The sequence below is a fragment of the Mucilaginibacter sp. genome, assembly GCF_025359345.1.
In the GTDB taxonomy this organism is placed as follows: Bacteria; Bacteroidota; Bacteroidia; order Sphingobacteriales; family Sphingobacteriaceae; genus Mucilaginibacter.
The window spans coordinates 336,284-355,189 of the sequence record NZ_JANYGQ010000026.1; the positions used below are offsets into that span (position 1 = coordinate 336,284).

At 43.9% G+C, this 18,906-nt stretch carries 17 protein-coding genes; 5 read left to right on the forward strand and 12 right to left on the reverse strand.

Translation table 11 applies throughout. The features are described from left to right. Positions 1 to 10: 10 nt before the first annotated feature. Both bglX and Q0R52_RS17925 read right to left on the reverse strand, forming a co-directional pair. Positions 11 to 2,245 carry a beta-glucosidase BglX gene (bglX, locus tag Q0R52_RS17920; protein WP_295796690.1) on the reverse strand — a complete coding sequence of 745 codons (2,235 nt, stop codon included), beginning with the start codon at positions 2,243 to 2,245 and terminating at the stop codon, positions 11 to 13. Positions 2,246 to 2,497: 252 nt separating this feature from the next. Beyond that, entirely contained in the window at positions 2,498 to 2,695 is a 198-nt protein-coding gene (locus tag Q0R52_RS17925; protein ID WP_295796692.1) for a hypothetical protein, read from the reverse strand. 422 nt (positions 2,696 to 3,117) lie between these two features. On the opposite strand from Q0R52_RS17925, the gene pstS reads away from it, so the two are divergent. Beyond that, complete coding sequence (gene pstS / locus Q0R52_RS17930; protein WP_295796693.1) at positions 3,118 to 4,236, forward strand: phosphate ABC transporter substrate-binding protein PstS; 1,119 nt, start codon at positions 3,118 to 3,120, stop codon at positions 4,234 to 4,236. A gap of 121 nt (positions 4,237 to 4,357) precedes the next feature. Continuing rightward, a complete protein-coding gene (locus tag Q0R52_RS17935; protein WP_295796695.1) occupies positions 4,358 to 5,083 on the forward strand; it encodes a uracil-DNA glycosylase family protein in 726 nt (241 codons plus the stop codon). Between the two features lie 13 nt (positions 5,084 to 5,096). Here the strand turns inward: Q0R52_RS17935 and Q0R52_RS17940 are convergent, their stop codons facing one another. The 6 genes from Q0R52_RS17940 to Q0R52_RS17965 all read right to left on the reverse strand — a co-directional run bounded on the left by Q0R52_RS17940 (position 5,097) and on the right by Q0R52_RS17965 (position 11,822). Continuing rightward, the gene (locus tag Q0R52_RS17940; protein ID WP_295796696.1) at positions 5,097 to 6,353 is read right to left on the reverse strand and encodes a hypothetical protein; all 1,257 of its coding nucleotides are present in this window, start codon (positions 6,351 to 6,353) and stop codon (positions 5,097 to 5,099) included. Between the two features lie 106 nt (positions 6,354 to 6,459). Continuing rightward, the gene (locus Q0R52_RS17945) at positions 6,460 to 7,308 is read right to left on the reverse strand and encodes a fumarylacetoacetate hydrolase family protein (RefSeq protein ID WP_295796698.1); all 849 of its coding nucleotides are present in this window, start codon (positions 7,306 to 7,308) and stop codon (positions 6,460 to 6,462) included. A gap of 122 nt (positions 7,309 to 7,430) precedes the next feature. After that, positions 7,431 to 8,195 carry an SDR family oxidoreductase gene (locus Q0R52_RS17950; RefSeq protein ID WP_295796700.1) on the reverse strand — a complete coding sequence of 255 codons (765 nt, stop codon included), beginning with the start codon at positions 8,193 to 8,195 and terminating at the stop codon, positions 7,431 to 7,433. A gap of 109 nt (positions 8,196 to 8,304) precedes the next feature. Next, entirely contained in the window at positions 8,305 to 9,966 is a 1,662-nt protein-coding gene (locus tag Q0R52_RS17955) for an altronate dehydratase family protein (protein WP_295796702.1), read from the reverse strand. A 17-nt stretch (positions 9,967 to 9,983) separates the two neighbouring features. Further along, positions 9,984 to 11,342, reverse strand: coding sequence for an alpha-L-fucosidase (locus Q0R52_RS17960; RefSeq protein ID WP_295796704.1), 1,359 nt, complete (start codon positions 11,340 to 11,342; stop codon positions 9,984 to 9,986). A gap of 150 nt (positions 11,343 to 11,492) precedes the next feature. Next, positions 11,493 to 11,822 (reverse strand): L-rhamnose mutarotase, encoded by a 330-nt coding sequence (locus Q0R52_RS17965; RefSeq protein ID WP_295796707.1) that lies wholly within the window; start codon positions 11,820 to 11,822, stop codon positions 11,493 to 11,495. A gap of 560 nt (positions 11,823 to 12,382) precedes the next feature. On the opposite strand from Q0R52_RS17965, the gene Q0R52_RS17970 reads away from it, so the two are divergent. Beyond that, a complete protein-coding gene (locus tag Q0R52_RS17970; RefSeq protein WP_252788219.1) occupies positions 12,383 to 12,574 on the forward strand; it encodes a hypothetical protein in 192 nt (63 codons plus the stop codon). Between the two features lie 322 nt (positions 12,575 to 12,896). Continuing rightward, positions 12,897 to 15,536 (forward strand): DUF5686 and carboxypeptidase-like regulatory domain-containing protein, encoded by a 2,640-nt coding sequence (locus Q0R52_RS17975; protein ID WP_295796710.1) that lies wholly within the window; start codon positions 12,897 to 12,899, stop codon positions 15,534 to 15,536. Positions 15,537 to 15,540: 4 nt separating this feature from the next. Here the strand turns inward: Q0R52_RS17975 and Q0R52_RS17980 are convergent, their stop codons facing one another. From Q0R52_RS17980 to Q0R52_RS17995, 4 genes are read right to left on the reverse strand one after another with little or no spacing between them, the layout of a single operon-like run. After that, entirely contained in the window at positions 15,541 to 16,071 is a 531-nt protein-coding gene (locus Q0R52_RS17980) for a 5'(3')-deoxyribonucleotidase (RefSeq protein WP_295796712.1), read from the reverse strand. Positions 16,072 to 16,111: 40 nt separating this feature from the next. Continuing rightward, entirely contained in the window at positions 16,112 to 16,642 is a 531-nt protein-coding gene (locus Q0R52_RS17985; protein WP_295796714.1) for a 5'(3')-deoxyribonucleotidase, read from the reverse strand. Positions 16,643 to 16,653: 11 nt separating this feature from the next. Further along, complete coding sequence (locus Q0R52_RS17990; RefSeq protein ID WP_295796715.1) at positions 16,654 to 17,139, reverse strand: GNAT family N-acetyltransferase; 486 nt, start codon at positions 17,137 to 17,139, stop codon at positions 16,654 to 16,656. A 3-nt stretch (positions 17,140 to 17,142) separates the two neighbouring features. Continuing rightward, positions 17,143 to 17,715, reverse strand: a complete 573-nt coding sequence (locus tag Q0R52_RS17995) for a cyclic nucleotide-binding domain-containing protein (RefSeq protein ID WP_295796716.1) — start codon at positions 17,713 to 17,715, stop codon at positions 17,143 to 17,145. Positions 17,716 to 18,031: 316 nt separating this feature from the next. Here Q0R52_RS17995 and Q0R52_RS18000 point away from each other — a divergent pair, with 316 nt between their 5' ends. Then, positions 18,032 to 18,634, forward strand: a complete 603-nt coding sequence (locus tag Q0R52_RS18000; protein ID WP_295796718.1) for a TetR/AcrR family transcriptional regulator — start codon at positions 18,032 to 18,034, stop codon at positions 18,632 to 18,634. The last annotated feature ends 272 nt before the right edge of the window (positions 18,635 to 18,906 follow it).

The window sequence follows — 18,906 nt, forward strand, 5'->3', positions numbered from 1 at the left end:
TATGGGTCTTTTAGTTGTCCAGGTTGAAGCTATCCTGCAATCTGATATCGTCGGATGCGCTGCCAATCATCAGGTTAAATTCGCCGGGCTGGGTAATCCAGTCGAGTTTGTCATTATAGAACGCAAGTTTGTCTTTAGTTATGGTAAATGTTATCGTCTTTTTTTCACCGGGCTGCAGCATCAGTTTTTTAAAATCCTTTAGTTCTTTAACGGGCCTTACGGGTTGCGATACCACATCGCGCAAGTAAAGCTGTGCAACCTCCTCGCCGGCATAATTCCCGGTGTTTTGCAAATCGAATGATACGGTAATATTGCCATTTTTCAACATCGATTTTTTGTTGAGCTTAAGGTTATCATACTTAAAAGTAGTATAGCTTAGGCCATGCCCAAAAGCAAATTTAGGGCTGTTTAACAAATCAATATAGGCCGATGTGTAGTTCACATCATTATCAGCATGTGCAGGTCTTCCTGTATTATAGTGGTTATAGTAAATTGGTATTTGCCCTTCGGTACGCGGGAAAGTGATAGGTAGTTTTGCCCCCGGATTATAACTGCCAAATAACACATCGGCAATGGCATTGCCTGCCTGGTTGCCCAGCCACCAGGTATACAAAATAGCCGGGGCATGGTCTGCAGTCCAGTCAAAAACCATCGGGCGACCAGCACAAAGCAACACCACCACAGGTTTGCCTGTGGCAACAATAGCTTTAATTAATTCTTCCTGCACACCTGGCAGGTGTATATTCGAGCGGCTTTTGGCCTCGCCGGTCATGTCAAAGCGTTCGCCCATGGCCATCACCACCACATCAGCCTGCAAAGCAGTTTTATATGCTTCGTTAAACCCTGTACGACTTGTATCTGTAACATCGCAACCCTGTGCGTAAAGCAGTTTGGTATTGCCGGCCTGCTGTTGCATACCTTCGTAAAGCGATACTACCTGGTTTTCGTCGCCAACATCCAATGCCCAAAAGCCTTTGTTTTCCTTCTTAAGTTTTACCATAGGGCCAATAAGCGCTACCGAGCTCAATTTTTTTGACAATGGTAAAATCTTATTATCGTTTTTTAATAATACAATGCTCTTGCGGGCAGCATCGCGGGTGGCTGCAATGGTTTCAGGCGTGTTAAGTACACGTTTTTCGCGTTCTGCATCGCTAAAGCGGTAAGGGTCGTCAAATAAACCCAACTCGTATTTTTTGGTGAGTATGCGCTTTACAGCCTCATCAATGGTAGCTATAGAGACCTTTTTAGCTGCCACCAGCTTAGCCAGGTTATTAATGTAGCTACGGCTTTCCATATCCATATCATTACCGGCATTGATGGCGGCTTCGGCAGCCTCATAGTTATCCTTTACATAGCCATGGTTTATCATTTCGCCGATGGAACCCCAGTCGCTCACTACAAAACCTTTAAATCCCCACTTGTTTTTTAAGATATCGCGCTGCAAATAATGGCTTGCCGAAGCAGGCGTTCCGTTTAAGTCGTTAAAAGAGTTCATGAATGTGCCAACACCAGCGTCAAGCGCCGCTTTGAAGGGTGGGAGGTAAACTTCCCACAAGGTCCGCAGGCTCATATCAACACTGTTGTAATCGCGCCCGCCAATTGCTGCGCCGTAAGCTGTAAAGTGTTTGGCGCAGGCCATTACAGCATCTAAATTACCGAGGCCATTCCCCTGGAAGCCCTTAACTCTCGCCGTTGCGATTAATGAACCCAGGTACGGGTCCTCGCCTGCCCCTTCCATTACCCGGCCCCAGCGCGGGTCGCGGGCGATATCAACCATGGGCGCAAATGTCCAGTGTACGCCGCCGGCGGCAGCCTCGGTTGCCGCAATTCGTGCCGATTTTTTTATGACATCCAAATCCCAGCTTGCAGCCTCGGCCAATGGAATAGGGAAAGTTACGCTATAGCCGTGTATCACATCCTGCCCAAATAGCAACGGTGTTTTTAACCGCGATTTCATAGCTGCTTCCTGGAACACCCGGGTGTGCTGTACGCCTACGATGTTTAGGATTGAGCCAACTTCGCCGCGTTTAATGGCATCAAGCTTGTTGCCAACGTCGGTAGTAACCGGGCCGGTAGCCGCCCAATCGCCGTTATATTGGTTTAGCTGGCCAATTTTTTCGGCCAGGGTCATCTTTTTTAATAACGCCTCAACTTTTTGCGGGATGCTTTTTGGCTGCGCATAAGTTGCACTAATAGCTATAAAGCAAACTAAACAGGCTGCTGTTATGGGATTGATACGGGTCATTTTTGGTAGAGGCTTATACCGGGCTTATTTTATTCAAGATTACAGAATAAAACTTTAAGGGAGAAATTAAGTAGAAAATGGACGGATTGGATAACATGTCCAGCTTTTTGATGAAAACTGGACATGTTACTTTTGAGTAGGAGCAATGAAAATGTACTGCATCTCAATTGATGCGGTATACTCTACATACATACTATAGTATATAGCATTAAAAAGCCGCTCACCAAATTGGCAGCGGCTTGCTAAAACTTTTTAGTTTGCATGGCTTTTTATCTTGTCATGCTTAATTTCTTCTAAAAAACCATGCTCGTTAATAGCATAATTGGCCTCCGAAGTATCACTATGGTTTTTAGGAATTTTGATTGCCATGGCCTGTTTTTTATACGGAAATATAACAGGCAAAATTAGCACTGCAAGTAAAGCGCTGATTTCAAGTAGTTCGATAAGCATATATTTTATACTAGTTAAATTAATAGCAAAAAGCACCTATAATTGGTTTATGTACAGTATTTTATACTGCCCATAATTTTAGGCGAAAGTGCCAATTGCATAAACAAAGCTAAATCAATGCCAAATATTTTCATAGTGTTTTAACACTACTTGCAAATTATTAATAAAACCTCATCAAGCTAAAATTATTTGGTTGTAAAGCCCCTTAACCCTATCATATTGATAAGCAATTAGCCGTTTAAACGCATTTTTAATATTTCATATTTTGCTGTTTTGTACGATAAAACAAACGAAATATCGTCTAATTCTGCGTGAAAAAGTACACATCTTGGACTGTTAACCAGTTTACAATTACTTAACATTATAATAACATTCTAGATAATTGTAAACCGTCTCTTTGTAATCAATATTAAATTATCATTATGAAATTGAAAACCATGAAGATTAGTAAGCTTTCCCTTTTAGGATTAGCGGTAGCTGCTTCGGCTTTATTTAGCTGCGGTGGCAATAATACAAAAACAGGCGGCGACAGTACGTCCAAGCCGGCTACAGCATCAGCAACCGATGCTAACACGTTGCTTGGCGCGGGTAGTACCTTTGTTTACCCGCTTTTCTCAAAGCTATTTGCTGAGTATGATAAAGCAACAGGCGTAAAAGTAAACTACCAGTCGATTGGCTCTGGTGGCGGCATTTTACAGCTTACCAATAAAACTATCGACTTTGGCGATTCAGATGCACCATTAACCGACGACCAGGCTAAAAAAATAGGGGTTGATGTTTTGCATATCCCAATGTGTGCCGGTGCCGTGGTTATCAGCTATAACCTGCCTGATGTAAAAAGCACCTTAAAACTTGACCCGGACGTGCTTGCCAATATATTTTTAGGCAAAATTACCAAGTGGGACGATGCAGCCATTGCAAAAATAAACCCAGGCGTTAAACTGCCATCAACCGGTATTTTTATCGCTCACCGCAGCGATGGTAGCGGAACTACCAATATTTTCACTACCTATCTTTCAAAAGTTAGCGCCGACTGGAACACCAAACCGGGCAAAGGCTCGGCTATAAACTGGCCTGTTGGTTTGGGTGGTAAAGGTAACGAGGGTGTTGCAGGTTTAATAAAACAAACCCCCGGTGCAATTGGCTATATCGAGTTGTCATACGCCATTCAAAATAAAATGACCTTTGCCGATTTAAAAAACAAAAGCGGCAACTATATCACCCCAACTGTTGCGTCAACCAGTGCAGCCGGTAATATTACTATCCCTGATGACGCAAAAGTTTCGTTAAGCAATACCGATGCAAAAGATGGTTACCCTATCAGCGGTTTAACCTGGGCGCTTATCTATAAAGAGCAAAACTATGCCGGCCGTACTAAAGACCGTGCCGATAAAGTAGTTAAACTGCTTTGGTGGAACATACACGAAGGCCAGAAATATTGTAACGACTTAAACTATGCGCCGCTTTCGACCGCTGCCGTGGCAGTTGCCGAAAAGATTTTGAAGTCGGCAACGTACGACGGAAAAGCAATTCAACAGTAAAGATTAATACGATTTATAATACAGCCTTGCAGATGTTTATTTGCAGGGCTTTTTTATTTGGATAAAAACGGATACAAATTGGATATATCCGTTTAATTTTATCGCAATCATAAATCAATCCATGACCTTCGCCCAAAAAGTAATTCAATTCAACAACCAACTGGATTTTAAAGGAACGCTGCCTCCGGGCATCAAGATCATGAACCCCTACAAGGAAAACGGGCAGGCCAGCCGGATTATGAATGAATTTTACACCAAATATTATAACGACTATAACGAGCGGTATTTAATATTGGGCATTAACCCGGGCAGGTTTGGGAGTGGTGTTACAGGCGTGGCATTTACAGATTCGAAACGGTTGAAGTCTGTATGCGGGATAAATTATGAGGGTAAAGAAACACACGAACCCTCATCGGTATTTATTTATGAGATGATAGCTGCCTTTGGCGGTGCTGAAGAATTTTACAGGCACATTTATATCAACTCCATTTGCCCGCTGGGCTTTACGGCTGATACAAAAGACGGCAAAGAAATAAACTACAATTATTACGACAGTAAAGAACTTACTGCCTCCGTTTACGATTTTATTACCTGGAACATTCAAACCCAAATAGACCTGGGCTGCTATACCGATACCTGCTTTTGCTTCGGTACCGGCAAAAACGAAACATTTTTACGTAAGCTTAACGAGAAGAAGGGTTACTTTAAAAACATTGTTGCTTTAGAGCATCCACGGTTTATTATGCAGTACAAGGCAAAAACAAAGCAACAATACATTGAAAAATATATTGCTGCTTTTAGAAGTAACATACCTACATTAGACTATAAAGACTCACAAGAACTTTAACTAAAACGTTCTCTTATTTCCCAAACAGGAAATTTATGCCGGCTTTATAAGCAATTACATGGGCAGCGTAATTTGTGTTGCTTAGTATTGGTGACGACAACCAATACGAACCAAATATTTCCAGTTTGTTATTTAATAAAACGCCGGCCTTTAGAGGAAACGAATACCACATCTTATCAAACTGCGCATATTTTTTTTCATTCACAACCTGCCCGTCGCTGTACATTGTCAAATAATGGTAATCGTTATAAAACGCGAAATTAAAAGCTACCCCTGCTCCTAAAAACGCCTTGACCCCCGGCGTTGAATAGACGTTGTAAATAAATTGCGGAATAACTGAAATATTTAATTGTTTAACATCCAGGCTTGAGTTAATTATAAAAGCACCGGGCGTTGACAGATTGAAATTATAATGATTGGCGGCTGCCATTAACTCCGCTCTGAAAACTACCTTCTGTGTATTTTTATTCAGGATCAAATCCGCCCCGGCTGAAAATTCCGGCGCAGTATGGCTACGGCTGGTGCCATCAGGAAAGGGCCCGTTTTCTCCGCTAAAAGTTAATTTATTTGCTGTAATGCCTGCCCCGGCAAAAAAACGCACTGCTGAAAGCTTATCATGCAAAAACTGTGTGTTTGATCCTCCGTTTATCGTATTTGCGATAGCCTTCAATTCTGTTTCCGAGTAACCGGCCGATTGGATCCGCTGAACTAAGCTTTTGTTGTCTGGCTGATAGGTATATGCAAATGCTAATAACTGCGTCCGGTACGCGTATATAGTTTTTACCGAAGAGTTGTCATCTGCATCCAGATAAACAAAATAGTCAAGTTCCTTCAAGCGACCATCTTTTACGTCTTTAATATAAAATCGTGTTTTAATATTATCGGTTAAATAATAAAGGGATACACCTTTACCCGTAGTTACTGTTCTTAAAAATACCGTATCCGTTACACGGGCTGTATCTACACCAACAGCCAGGCTGCCAACTTCAACATTCCCGGCACTGATACTAACCACGGCGCGTTCAAAGTATTCAAGGCTGGCAATACCAAAAGCCTGAGTGTTACTGGCTGTTAACTTTTGGACTGTGCTATTCGGGTTTGTCTTAAAATTGAACGAACGTGGGTTTTGTTTCCATTCCCGGTAGTCAATATATCCCTTTACAGTGTCGTTTTTGAGATCAACCAGGTACCCCGGTTTAAAATTGCTTTGAGCAAAAGATATAAAGGGCAGTAAAATGGATAGCATTACCCATTTTGGTGATTTTTTCATCGTATATATTTGTTGTGATAACGCTTACAGGCAATAAACATAGACATTTTTGGCCGGCAGTTAAAATAACTGCCAGCTTTAATTCGCTTTAAAACCGGGGGATGTATTAAGCGCTATAATCAATCAGTACCTGCCTGGCCTCGCCTAATCCGTCAATTCCCAATTCAATCACATCACCGGCTTTTAAATACACAGGTGGCTTCATTCCCAGGGCCACTCCGGCAGGTGTACCGGTTGATATAATATCGCCCGGTAATAAAGTCATGAACTGGCTGGTGTACGAAATTAAGTGCGGGATATTAAATATAAAGTTCGAGGTATTGCCATCCTGCATGGTTTTGCCGTTAACTTTTAGCCAAAGGCGCAGGTTATGCGGGTCGGCTATTTCCTCTTTGGTGGCAAAGAATGGGCCGATGGGGGCGAACGTATCGCAGCCTTTTCCCTTATCCCAGGTACCGCCGCGCTCAATCTGGAATTCACGTTCAGATACATCGTTATGTAAAACATATCCTGCCACATAGTCCATAGCATCTTCTTCGCTTACGTAGCTCGCTTTTTTGCCCATAACAATAGCCAATTCAACTTCCCAATCAGTTTTTACAGAGTTTTTTGGGATGATGATATTATCAAAAGGCCCGGTAATAGCTGTGGTCGATTTCATAAATATCACCGGCTCGGTAGGAGGAGTGGCATTGGTTTCCCTGGCATGGTCGATATAATTTAAACCGATGCAAACAATTTTTGATGGCCGGCCCAGCGGGCAACCCAGTCTCACATCTTCATTAATCTCAGGTAACAGGCTATCCTCTAAAAAATAGCTTAAACGGGTTAGGCCATCGTTTTCAAAGAATGATTCACCATAGTCCTCGCCAAAAGCGGAAGTGTCGTATTTTTTATCGTTGATGATAACACCGGTTTTTTCCTTGCCGGCTTCACCAAATCGTATTAATTTCATGTGTGTTTATTTATTTCGGATGTTCGATGTCGGATTTGTTTTTATTTCGGATGTTTTATTTTTGAATGCTTGATTTTTAAGTTATTTTTTTTAATTCCGAAATCGAAATTCCGAAATCAACTTCAATTATTCAGAGTAATAAAGCCCCCATCAATCGGGTAATCAGTTCCGGTTATAAACCCTGCTTCGTCCGAGCAAAGGTATAAGGCCAGCGCTGCAATTTCTTCTGATTTTGCCATCCTGCCGATAGGCTGTGATTTGGATAGTTTTTCAAATATCTCGGCTTCCTGCCCGGCATAGTTTTTGGCTATAAAACCATCTACAAACGGCGTATGTACCCTTGCAGGCGATATGCTGTTGCACCTGATGTTCTCATTCAAATAATCCCGTGCTACCGACAGCATCATGGCATGAATGGCACCTTTGCTGGTGGAGTAAGCAAATCTGTCGGTTATACCAACATGGGCAGCTACCGATGCTGTGTTTAATATTACCCCGCCCTTATTGGCTTTCATCAAAGGCAGTGCAGCAAACAGGCAGTTGTACACGCCCTTTACATTCACGTTGTATATCCTGTCGAAATCTGCCTCGCTGGTGTTATCGGCTTTGCCAATGTGAGCTATACCAGCATTGTTTACCAGTATGTCGATTTTGCTTATCCCGTTAAAAACATCCAGCACTTGTTGCTGGTTGCTTACGTCGCAGTTATGTACTGATGCATTGCCACCGGCTGCTTTAATTTCGGTTAGCGTATCATTGGCTGCTTCTTCATTCAGCTCAATGATATGCACGCTTGCTCCCTGGGCTGCAAACAGTACCGACATTGCCTTGCCTATTCCGCTGCCACCGCCGGTTATTATTACTTGTTTATTGGTTAGTTTGAACATGATTCTTGATTTCGGATTTCGGATGTCCGATTTCGGATTTGTTAAATTTTAAATTTATAAATACTGAATTTCCCAATTCCGAAATCGAAATTCCGAAATCCGACATTCCTCACAACGATATCCCCCTCTTCCACGGTATCCAGTCATCCTGCCCCAACCGTACCGATGCAGGTTCTGCTTCGCCGCTGGCTACCTGTATTACGTAATCCAGTATGCGTTCACCGGCTTGTTGTATGGTTTCGTCGCCTTCTATAATGGTGCCGCAGTTAATGTCGATGATATCAGGCATTTTTAACGCCGTAACTGTGTTTGTTGATAGTTTGATCACCGGTGTTACCGGGTTACCTGTTGGCGTACCCAAGCCGGTTGTAAACAACACGATATTCGCCCCTGCTGCTACTTCTGCTGTCGTACTTTCGACATCGCTGCCGGGAGTACAAAGCAAGTTTAAGCCGGGTTTTGATACCTTGGCGGGATAATCCAGCACATCTGCCACCGGCGATGTGCCGCCTTTTTTAGCCGCGCCGGCCGATTTAATGGCATCCGTTATCAATCCATCCCTTATATTGCCCGGTGATGGGTTGGCGTAAAAGCCTGAACCATCAGCCTCTGCGCGTTTGTTGTAGGTGGTCATCAGCTGCATAAAGTAGTTGGCTTTGTCCTCGTCAACGCAGCGGTCGCTCAGTTCCTGCTCTACGCCGCAAAGCTCCGGGAACTCCGATAAGATAACCGAGCCGCCCATCGTCACCAATAGATCGCTCACATAGCCCAATGCCGGGTTTGCCGATATGCCCGAAAATCCATCCGATCCGCCGCACTCCAGCCCTATACATAGTTTGGATAATGGCGCAGGTGTCCGTCCGGTTTGGTTGGCCTGCATCAGGCCAGCAAAGGTTTGTTTGAGGGCCTGTTTTAACAGGTCGCTTTCGGTGCCTACTTTTTGCTGCTCCAGTATTACCAGCGGTTTGCTGAAGTTGGCATCTCGTACTTTTATTTCCTGCTCCAGTATACTTACCTGTGCGTTCTGGCAGCCCAGGCTTAGTATGGTTGCGCCTGCTACGTTTGGATGGGTTATGTAACCTGCTATCAGCCCGCACAAGGTTTGCGCATCGCTGCGGGTACAGCCACAACCCATTTCGTGAGTCAGGAATTTAATCCCGTCAATATTCTTAAAAAACTTCTTCGACCCAGCCTTATCCGCTGAATCCTCTATGTCAGCATTCAATATCTCCTCAACTGATTTCCCAGCCTGGTACAGGCTCATCAGCTGGTCAACATCGCCCTCGTAGCTTTTTGCTTTTTTGTAGCCAAGTTTATCTACCAGGGCCTCTTTCAATACATCAATATTGCGGTTCTCGCAAAATACCAGCGGCACCACAATCCAGTAATTACCGGTACCTACCGAGCCATTTGCCCGGTGATAACCATTAAAGGTTTTGCTGCTATACTTGCTTGCATCCGGTTGGTGCCAGTCCAGCTTGCGTTTGCCAAGGTGGAACTCGCCCGAGGCATGGTGCACGGTTTGGGTGCCTATAGGCCCGCCTTGTGGAATGTCCACTGTGGCTTTACCCACCAGTACGCCATACATAAATATTTCATCGCCGGGTTGCAGCGCGTTTATACTGAATTTGTGCTTGGCATCAACCTTTTCAGTTAAATTAAAAGCCTGGCCCTCAAAATTAATTTCGGTTCCTTGTTGCAGGTTTTGCAGGGCCACCAAAACGTTGTCTTTCGGGTGGATGCGGATATAACTATGTTTCTGTGTCGACATTATAAATCTTAATTCAATTATTGCAGCGTAAGCTCCACTACTGGTATTTCGTATTGCGGCTTTTTGGCCGGCAAAGTTAATATCAAATCATCCGGATTACTTGGCGATGGTTTGTATAACAACTCCGATGCATCATTTAAAAACGCCGCATATTTAATTTTACCTGCATAGCCCGGCAAAGTTACGGTGCCGCCCTGCGGATAATAGTACAAATGTACGTACAGCTTTTTGGTTTTGGCATTGTATGTCAACTTATCATTTTCGGGCACCTTGTAGGTATCGGGCGCGTAGGTGCAGTTGTAAATAGCGCGGTTGTTGGCGTGCATCCAGTAGGCCATGCTGTCCAAAGCGCGGGTTGCGCGGTAGTCAAACTCGCCGCGGGCTGTGGGGCCAACGTTTAGTATCAGGTTGCCGCCATTGCTTACCGATGTTATCAGCAAATCAAGCAATTGGCGGTGTGTTTTCCAGGTGTTTTCATCGCGGTAGTAACCCCACGATCCGCTGAAGGTTTGGCAGGTTTCCCAGGTTTTGCCGCGGTATTTGGCCAGTTCGTCGGTGCCTACCTGCTCAGGGGTTTCAAAGTCGGCGCCGTCCTTATATTCCTCCAGGTTAAGGCGGTTATCAATGATGATGCCCGGCTGCAGCTTGCGGATCAATTTGATCAACTCTACCGAACCCCAGTCGTCCTTGCCTTTGCCGTGGCCGTCTTTGCGGGGAAACGAAAAATCGAGCCAGATGATATCAATTTTGCCGTAGTTGGTCAGCAGTTCAGTTATCTGGTTGCGCATGTACTGGCGGTATTTGGCCATATCGCGGCCCTTGTTCATCCGCTCATAGCTGGCATCCTTTTTATCCAGGGGCGATTGCGGGTGAATATCATCTATCGTATAATTCGGGTGGTGCCAGTCGAGCAGCGAATAGTAGAAACCCACCTTCAGCCCCTCGGCGCGGTAGGCGTTTACATACTCGCGCACCAGGTCGCGTTTGGCAGCGGTGTTGGTGGCCTTGTAGTCGGTATATTTCGAGTCGAACAGGCAAAAGCCCTCATGGTGCTTGGTAGTAAGCACAGCGTACTTCATGCCGGCAGCTTTGGCGGTTTTGGCCCATTTTTTGGGGTCGAAAGAATCCGGGTTAAACTGGTCGAAATATTTTTGGTAGCCGGCGTTGTCAATCTTTTCGTTGTGTTTTACCCACTCGTGCCGGGCAGCGCCACTGTACAATCCCCAATGTATAAACATGCCGAAACGCCCGTCCGTCCACCACTCCATGCGTTTTTTCTTTTGCGCATCAGTTTCGTTACCGATACTTTTTTGGGCGAAAGTGGTGCCGGTTATTACCATAAGTAACAGCAGCAGCGACAGTTTTTTTAGGTTCATAGGTGGTTTATTTATTGGTTAGTATAATTCTCGAATTTGCCAGTTATAAAACTTTGTCATTGCGAGGAGGAACGAGCGCGGCAACAGCGAACTTTACAGGGCGGACTTGCATAGTTCGCGGTTGCTTCGTTCCTCGCAATGACAAGCGGGCTAAAGTTCAAATATCTTATTCATCAGCACCCATTTCTCGCCCTTCATGGCTTTTTTTAGCGGCTGCTGGTAGTTCCACATCAAATCTTCCCATTCCTGCACTTTGGCGTTGCCGGCATCCATTTGGCCTTTGCGCTCAAAGCTGAAGGTGTCATCAACATCCATAATCATAAACAGGCGCGTATCAAAGCGATAGATCTCCATGCCGCTAATGCCTGCGCCGGTAATGCTTTCCCTTATTTCGGGCCAGATAGCCTCGTGGTAGCGTTCGTACTCGGCAATCAGGGCAAGGTCGTCTTTTAAATCAAGGGTTAAACAATATCTGGGCATAATTGGCGGATGTAATTGTCAATAGTACAAGTATAGGAAAAAAGTCCGGAAAGTCGGAAAAGTCCGGAAGACCGAGAAGTCATTAAAGACGGAAGAACTGAAAGATGGAAAGCCAAAAGCGTCAGTGTCGTAACATTTGTAATTTCATTAGTAAAATAGGGGCATTCTCAGCCGGTAGAAGCGGGGGCCGTGCTGTGCGCTTATACGGTACTAGCGTTAGGAACAGGCCGATAACCGCTGCCATCACAATGTGGGATAACATGATGAATCGAGCATGAAAAGGGGTTGACAGGGTTAACATAATTTCGCCCTTAACTTATTTAATATATTGATAATGAAGTTGTTTGAAAAATATAGGAATTAACACATTTTCCCGCTTTTGAAGCAATTAGCGCCCCTGGACCGGAAAATACGCCTATCTCTCCCCTCCAAAATTCCCCAACCCAATATACTGTTAACATTAACTTAACACAATGATAATGCTGTATTAACCACTCAGCCTGTACCTTTGTATACCCTTGTAAGCAGTTTATTATTAACACTATTAACGCTAATCAACCATGGAAACTAAGGCAAATATCGACATCAAAAACCGCGAAATCTCTCAAATAAAAGCTAATTCTGAAGATGAATACTGGGCAAAAAAATACAATGTTTCTGCCGAGGAGCTGAAAGAAACCGGTAATGCGCTAAGCAGCATTCAGGAGCGGATTTTAAAAATCACCACTAAAAATAAAAGCTTCAGCTTTTAAGGTAACCCAAAGCTTTTATTAGCTTGCCCGGGTATTCCTTAACCAAGCAAACATATTACGCCGGCGCTGGTTTATATTAAACTGGCCCCGGCTTTTTTATTTGCGCTTATTTTTATTTTACTATCGAAACTTCAGAAACGCTACAGAATAAATGCTTATACTCGCAAATAAGTAAAAAACAGGCTTATAATACTTTATAGCTGTATAAATACGTTTGTGTAATTCTTATTATCTATTTATTGTTTATATTATTTTGTTACTTATTTGCTGGATCAGTGCAGGCGTGTTAGCTTTCTACCGTAAAAACATTTTTAATTGGTTAATGCTTTTTAATAAGAGCCGGGTAAAAATATCAGGTTGTTTTTGCCTGCTGTTGCTTGCATTAAACGTTGCTGCCCAGCAAACCGATACCCTCAAAAAATCAAAGGACACCTTAAAAACCAGTGCTGATACAGGGCATAAAGCTGCCTTGCAGCCACTGCTAACTACCCGGGTTACCGGCCATGTGCTTGATGCCGCAACAGGCAAGCCACTATCATACGTTAATGTAAACTTTACAGGTACCGGCACCGGCGCCAATACCGATTCGCTGGGGAAATTCGACCTTATTGCCGAAGGCTCGTTTACTTCGGTTACGTTTTCGCACATGGGGTACCAATCCATAGCAAAAAACATTAAGCCAGGGCAGGAAAATGCACTGAACGTAAGTTTGCGCGGCAGCCAAACCCAGCTTAAAGGGGTAACCATAACCTCGGCAAAAAAAGAAAAATACCGCAACAAGGGCAACCCGGCCGTGTCGCTTATCCAGCAGATCATCAACCATAAAGATGAAAACCGCATGGAGAGCGCCGCCTACCTGCAATATAACCAGTACGAACGGATAGGATTGTCGTTTTTTAACCTGCCGCAAAAATTTATAAACGGCAAATTTTTCAGCAAGTATAAGTTTATGCTGGATACCACCGCCAATATCGACGGACAGAAACAAACCCTGCTGCCTGTTTTATTAAGCGAGAAGCTGTCGGACATTTATCACCGCAAAGAACCTTCAAAGGACATCCAGGTATTAACGGCGCAAAAGCAGATCAACATCATCAAGTTTATTGATACAGCCGGGTTGGATGTTTACTTAAATCGCTTGTATGGCAATAATCTCGACATTTATTCAAACAACGTCTTTATAATTGCCAGCCAGTTTTTAAGCCCCATTGCCGACCATTCGCCCAATTATTACAAGTTTTTTATCGCTGATACCATTAATACGCCTGCAGGCAAGCAGGTTGAAGTGATGTTTACCCCCCGCACCAAAGGCGACCTGCTTTTTGAAGGCAAACTGGTAGTTACGCTCGACGGGCATTACGCGGTTACGGCCTGCGAGATGAACGTAAACAAGGAGATCAACATCAACTTTATGCGCAGCCTCAAAATCAGGCTCGATTTTGTGCAGCAGCCCGGCGGTAGGTATTACCTCACCAAAAGCGATGTAAAAGCCGATTTTGGCCTCTCGAAAAAGAAAGGCTGGGGCGTTATAGGCCAGCGAACGGTCAGTTATACAGGCTACAAGCTTAATGCGCCGCAGCCCGAAGAGTTTTATAAGGGCAAGGACCTTCAAATTGCCCCGAATGTAAACCGCGCAGATACAGCCTTCTGGGCCGCCCATCGTACTGATACGCTCAGCAGGCAGCAGTCACAGGTATACAGCAACGTAAACAAGCTTGGGCAAATGGCATCGTTTAAGCGAACCATGTGGATAGCATCAACCCTCACGAGTGGTTATGCCGATTTCGGGTGGGTACAGGTAGGGCCGATAGGGCAGTTCTTTTCATTTAACAGCCAGGAGGGCCTGCGTTTCGAGGGCGGGGCGCGCACTACGCCAAAGCTCGACAGTATGTTTTACATGGAAGGTTATGGCGCAATAGGCACAAAGGATAAAAAGATAAAGCTGGATGCGATTGCCTACCTGAGTTTAAACAAAGTGGCGCCCTACAGGTTCCCCAACGATTATTTTAAAATAAGCTTTTTGTACGATGTTGATGTGCCGGGGCATACGTTTTCGATAAGCAACCGCCAGGCGGCGTTTTCATCGTTCCAAACCGGTAAAACAAATTACTGGCTTTACAGTGGTATTTTCAAGCTGGAGTATGTGAAGGATTTTGAAAATCACCTCTCGTACCGCGTTACCTTAAAAACCTGGAACCAGGCGCCGGCAGCACAATTGGTTTATCAATTTAACGATGGTGTAAATAAGGTAGTGCACGATTTAACAACCAGCGAGCTTGATGTGCATCTGCGCTACGCCCCGCACGAGCAAATTATACAAGGTAGCCAGGACCGGCACACCATTTACAGCAAATACCCTATTTTTGATTTGCAGGTGAACCGCGGCTTCAAAAGCTTTTTGTATGGCTCGTATGCATTTACCGACCTGGGGTTAAATATTTATAAACGATTTTACTTTTCGCAGCTTGGCTATGCCGATGTTACCGTAATAGGCGGCTATGTGCAGGGCAAGGTGCCATTCCCGCTGCTGAATATCAGTCCGGCCAACCAATCTTTGGCTTACGACCGGGACGGTTACAACCGCATGAACTATCTTGAATTTGTAAGCGACCATTACGTGGGCCTTAATTTTACCCAAAGCTTCAACGGCTTTTTTCTGAACAAAATACCGCTGATTGAACACCTTAAATGGCGCGAATATCTGTCGGGTAAAATATTATATGGTGGCCTGCGCGATGAAAATAATCCCGCAATAACCAAAGGCCTTTACCGGCTGCCACCGGCCACAAACGGCGCATACGGCACTTATGCCCTGGGCAGCACGCCCTATATTGAAGCGGGGGCGGGCGTGGGCAACATATTTAAGTTTTTACGGGTTGATTTAATCAGGCGGTTCAATTACTTAGACCATCCCGGAGCCTCGCGATATGGCATTAAGTTTAGCTTTAGCCCTGATTTTTAAAAACCTAAAAATTATTTTCCATCAGCGTCAGCACCTCATCCCAGTTATTTGCCCTTTGGTGATGGGTGTAATTAACGTTATGAAAGGCGTGGAACATAATGGTTGTCCCTTTAAAATAGTCGAGGTTTTTTATGTGATCGTCAATCATATAATCGGTACCGATAACACTTTTATCGCCGCAGAAAATAATATGCCTCCAATCGATGAAAGGGAAATGTTCATTCAGCCATTCCAGCTTTTCGGGTAAGCACTGCGGAAATTCCATGGCGGCCGAAACAATATAAACCTCGTAGTTTTTCATCAACATTTTTACCGCTTCAACTGCGCCTGCAATAACAGGCAGTGTACGGAAAAAGCCAGGAGTAAAAGCAAACTTGCGTGCCGCAGTTTTATCAGGGAACATCTCATTTTCTTCAAGTCCCCGTATCGACTCCGGGGTAACACGTACACCATAGTCGCGTTCGTACCAATTAATGAAGTGAGTTTCGGTGTCGGCAATTACGCCATCCATATCAATAGCAATTGATTTTTTCATGGCTAAAATTAAAAAACATTAGTTAATGGTTGTGTAAATTTTACACTTCTTTTGCCATCAATTCCAAAACCTCCTCCCAATTATTAACGCGCTGGTGATGGGTGTGGTTTACATTGTGAAAAGCATTAAACATAATGGTCTTTCCTTTAAAATAGTCGAGGTTTTTAATATGGTCATCAATCATGTAGTCAGTACCGATGATGCTTTTATCGCCACAAAAAATGATATTACGCCAGCTGATAAATGGGAAATGCTCGCCAAGCCATTCCAGTTTTTGCGATAAACTGTGCGGGTATTGCATGGCCGCAGAAACGATATAGATATCGAAACTATCGGCCAGTTTTTTTACCGCTTCAACGGCGCCGGGCATAACAGGCGTAGTGCGGAAATATCCGGGCATAGCCGAGAGTTTAATGTAAGCGTCCTTTTCGGGCACTACATCCTCTTCCCGGCGGCCATTAAGTTCAGCAGGATGTATTTTAACACCGTAGTGCTGATCGTACCAGGTTAATAGTTGCACCACCTCGTCGGCAATAACACCATCCATATCAATAGCAATAGATTTTTTCATATAAATAGCTGTTACAGTTTTTGGTACATAACGTAAATATTGGTAAGCCCCAACTGCCGGTGATTAAAAGCATCGGGCACTTCGCCTACTATATTAAAGCCCAGGCTTTGCCAAAGTTTAACTGCCCGTTCATTAGTTTTTACCACGAAGTTAAACTGCATGGCTTTATAGCCAAGCCGCCGGGCTTCTGTTAGTGAAAACCCACCCATAGCTTTGCCTATACCTTTGCCGGCAAATAATGCCGAAACCATGAAAGCGCCATTAGCCACATGCGAGCCCAACCCAGGCTGGTTATCACAAATGGCGAATGTGCCAGCTATTTTGCCGTCGTAAAGGGCTAAGTAGGTGTGCTTACCCCGAGCAAACCAATAGGCCATCATTTGCTCTCTTGTCGATTCCGGGGCGAACGAGTAGGTATCGCCTCCCTGCAGCACCCGGTGTATTATTTCCCAAATGGCACCCTGATCGGTCTCGGTAGCTTTTCTTATTTCTATCATAATCTAACTGATGTTTTTGCGTATGCGGCTTAACGATTGTGGTGTGATGCCCAGGTATGCGGCAATATCTTTCAAAGGCACACGCATGGCAATATCCGGTTGCTGCACCGTAAATAACTTATATTGGTTTTCGGCATCAATACCGAGGTAGGTATTGCGCACGTTTACTTTTTCAATTAAATGCAGCTGGTTAATGTTATCTATTACCTGTTTTAACCAGGGGAGCTGATGGTATAGATCCATCAGTCCGCGTTTGCATATGGATAACACTTCCGCATCGCAACAGGCCTGTATGGCAGCTGGTGTTGGCGTTTCCTCATTAAAGCTTTGCAGTATGGAACAGAATTTATTTTCGTTATAAAAAAAGTGGGTAACCTCAACGCCTTTATCGTTAACCGACATAATCCGGGTCACGCCCCTGCAAACAAAAAACATTTCGCGGCTTACCTTGCCATCACCTTTGAATAAATAATCGCCTTCTTTAAATTGCCTGGGGATAAAATGGGCTGCGATGATTTGCTCATCCTCAGCGGGAATATGCCTTAGGAGTTTGAGGTAATCGATTAAAGGGTTCATAAGGCAAATATCTGAAAATCTACAATTAATCGCCGGTCGCCGCTGGATTAAAATCCAGCGCTACAATATTGGCCGAGCCTACGGCTCTCGAAAAAAACAATTATTTATTTTATGGTGACCAATAATTTTTAATATTAGAAAAATGCAGAGGCAGAGCCTCGACCCATGTTGCAGTGCCGGATTATAATCCGTTTTTGAGATCAGCCTATCTTCCTGACATTCCATCCATAATTAAATGACAATTAAATGAATACACTTAGTAATTTATCGCTGTACATTTGCTTAACGGTGTTAAATTATTTAATACCCACACAAAATGGCTAGTAAAGACAGGATATTACGATTGAAGGAAGAAACCAGGTGCAACATCCTGGAGGCTGCGCTTCAGATCGTTAAGGAAGAGGGATGGCAAGCCTTGAGCATGCGCAAAATTGCCGACGTGATTGAATATACCGCGCCTATTATATATGAATACTTCAGCAACAAAGAAGCTATACTGTTGGAATTAACCCGCCAGGGATACTTAAAGCTTTCGAGAGAATTGGAGCAGGCCCGCGACAGGCACCGCTTACCGGCCAAACAGCTGGAAGATATGTGGTTAACCTATTGGAACTTTGCTTTTGCAAACAAAGAGATTTACCAGGGAATGTTTGGTGTAACAACAAGTTGCGCCTGCGAAATGGTAAACAATTTACCAGAGGCGGAAAGGCCCTACGAATTATTCAGCGCCGTGATTGGTGAAATGATGAACATAGACGACCTGGAAGGCGATATAATATGTACAAAGTATTACACTTTTTGGTCGGTTGTACACGGGCTGGTATCTATTAACCTGTTAAGCCGCGGCTCGTCTGACGAAATTAACCGCCAGGTACTTAAAGATGCAATAGGGGGTATAATCAGGACGATGGCTGTCTGATTTTTTTGACTAAAATAAAACATCATTAAATTATTTAACAGTGTTAATTAAATATTAAATAATCATCAACAACTAATAATTACAACTATGAAAGCAATGAACCAAACCCTCCTTCAAATATTTAACACTGTTAAACAGTTTAATGATGTTAAAACAAATAATGTTATAACAAGCATTCCAACATCATATCACCCGTGTTGCGGGTGATAGATAATCAAATCAACGCACTTACATCATACAACAATGCAACCATACAACAACAAAATAATAAT

Coding starts and splice junctions, on each gene's coding strand:
- Q0R52_RS17940 (WP_295796696.1), bottom strand. CDS start 6,353: ATGAAAAAATCACCAAAATGGGTAATGCTATCCATTTTACTGCCCTTT.
- Q0R52_RS17975 (WP_295796710.1), top strand. CDS start 12,897: ATGCTTTTTAATAAGAGCCGGGTAAAAATATCAGGTTGTTTTTGCCTG.
- Q0R52_RS17935 (WP_295796695.1), top strand. CDS start 4,358: ATGACCTTCGCCCAAAAAGTAATTCAATTCAACAACCAACTGGATTTT.
- Q0R52_RS18000 (WP_295796718.1), top strand. CDS start 18,032: ATGGCTAGTAAAGACAGGATATTACGATTGAAGGAAGAAACCAGGTGC.
- Q0R52_RS17995 (WP_295796716.1), bottom strand. CDS start 17,715: ATGAACCCTTTAATCGATTACCTCAAACTCCTAAGGCATATTCCCGCT.
- Q0R52_RS17950 (WP_295796700.1), bottom strand. CDS start 8,195: ATGTTCAAACTAACCAATAAACAAGTAATAATAACCGGCGGTGGCAGC.
- pstS (WP_295796693.1), top strand. CDS start 3,118: ATGAAATTGAAAACCATGAAGATTAGTAAGCTTTCCCTTTTAGGATTA.
- Q0R52_RS17960 (WP_295796704.1), bottom strand. CDS start 11,342: ATGAACCTAAAAAAACTGTCGCTGCTGCTGTTACTTATGGTAATAACC.
- bglX (WP_295796690.1), bottom strand. CDS start 2,245: ATGACCCGTATCAATCCCATAACAGCAGCCTGTTTAGTTTGCTTTATA.
- Q0R52_RS17965 (WP_295796707.1), bottom strand. CDS start 11,822: ATGCCCAGATATTGTTTAACCCTTGATTTAAAAGACGACCTTGCCCTG.
- Q0R52_RS17945 (WP_295796698.1), bottom strand. CDS start 7,308: ATGAAATTAATACGATTTGGTGAAGCCGGCAAGGAAAAAACCGGTGTT.
- Q0R52_RS17980 (WP_295796712.1), bottom strand. CDS start 16,071: ATGAAAAAATCAATTGCTATTGATATGGATGGCGTAATTGCCGACACC.
- Q0R52_RS17990 (WP_295796715.1), bottom strand. CDS start 17,139: ATGATAGAAATAAGAAAAGCTACCGAGACCGATCAGGGTGCCATTTGG.
- Q0R52_RS17925 (WP_295796692.1), bottom strand. CDS start 2,695: ATGCTTATCGAACTACTTGAAATCAGCGCTTTACTTGCAGTGCTAATT.
- Q0R52_RS17970 (WP_252788219.1), top strand. CDS start 12,383: ATGGAAACTAAGGCAAATATCGACATCAAAAACCGCGAAATCTCTCAA.
- Q0R52_RS17985 (WP_295796714.1), bottom strand. CDS start 16,642: ATGAAAAAATCTATTGCTATTGATATGGATGGTGTTATTGCCGACGAG.
- Q0R52_RS17955 (WP_295796702.1), bottom strand. CDS start 9,966: ATGTCGACACAGAAACATAGTTATATCCGCATCCACCCGAAAGACAAC.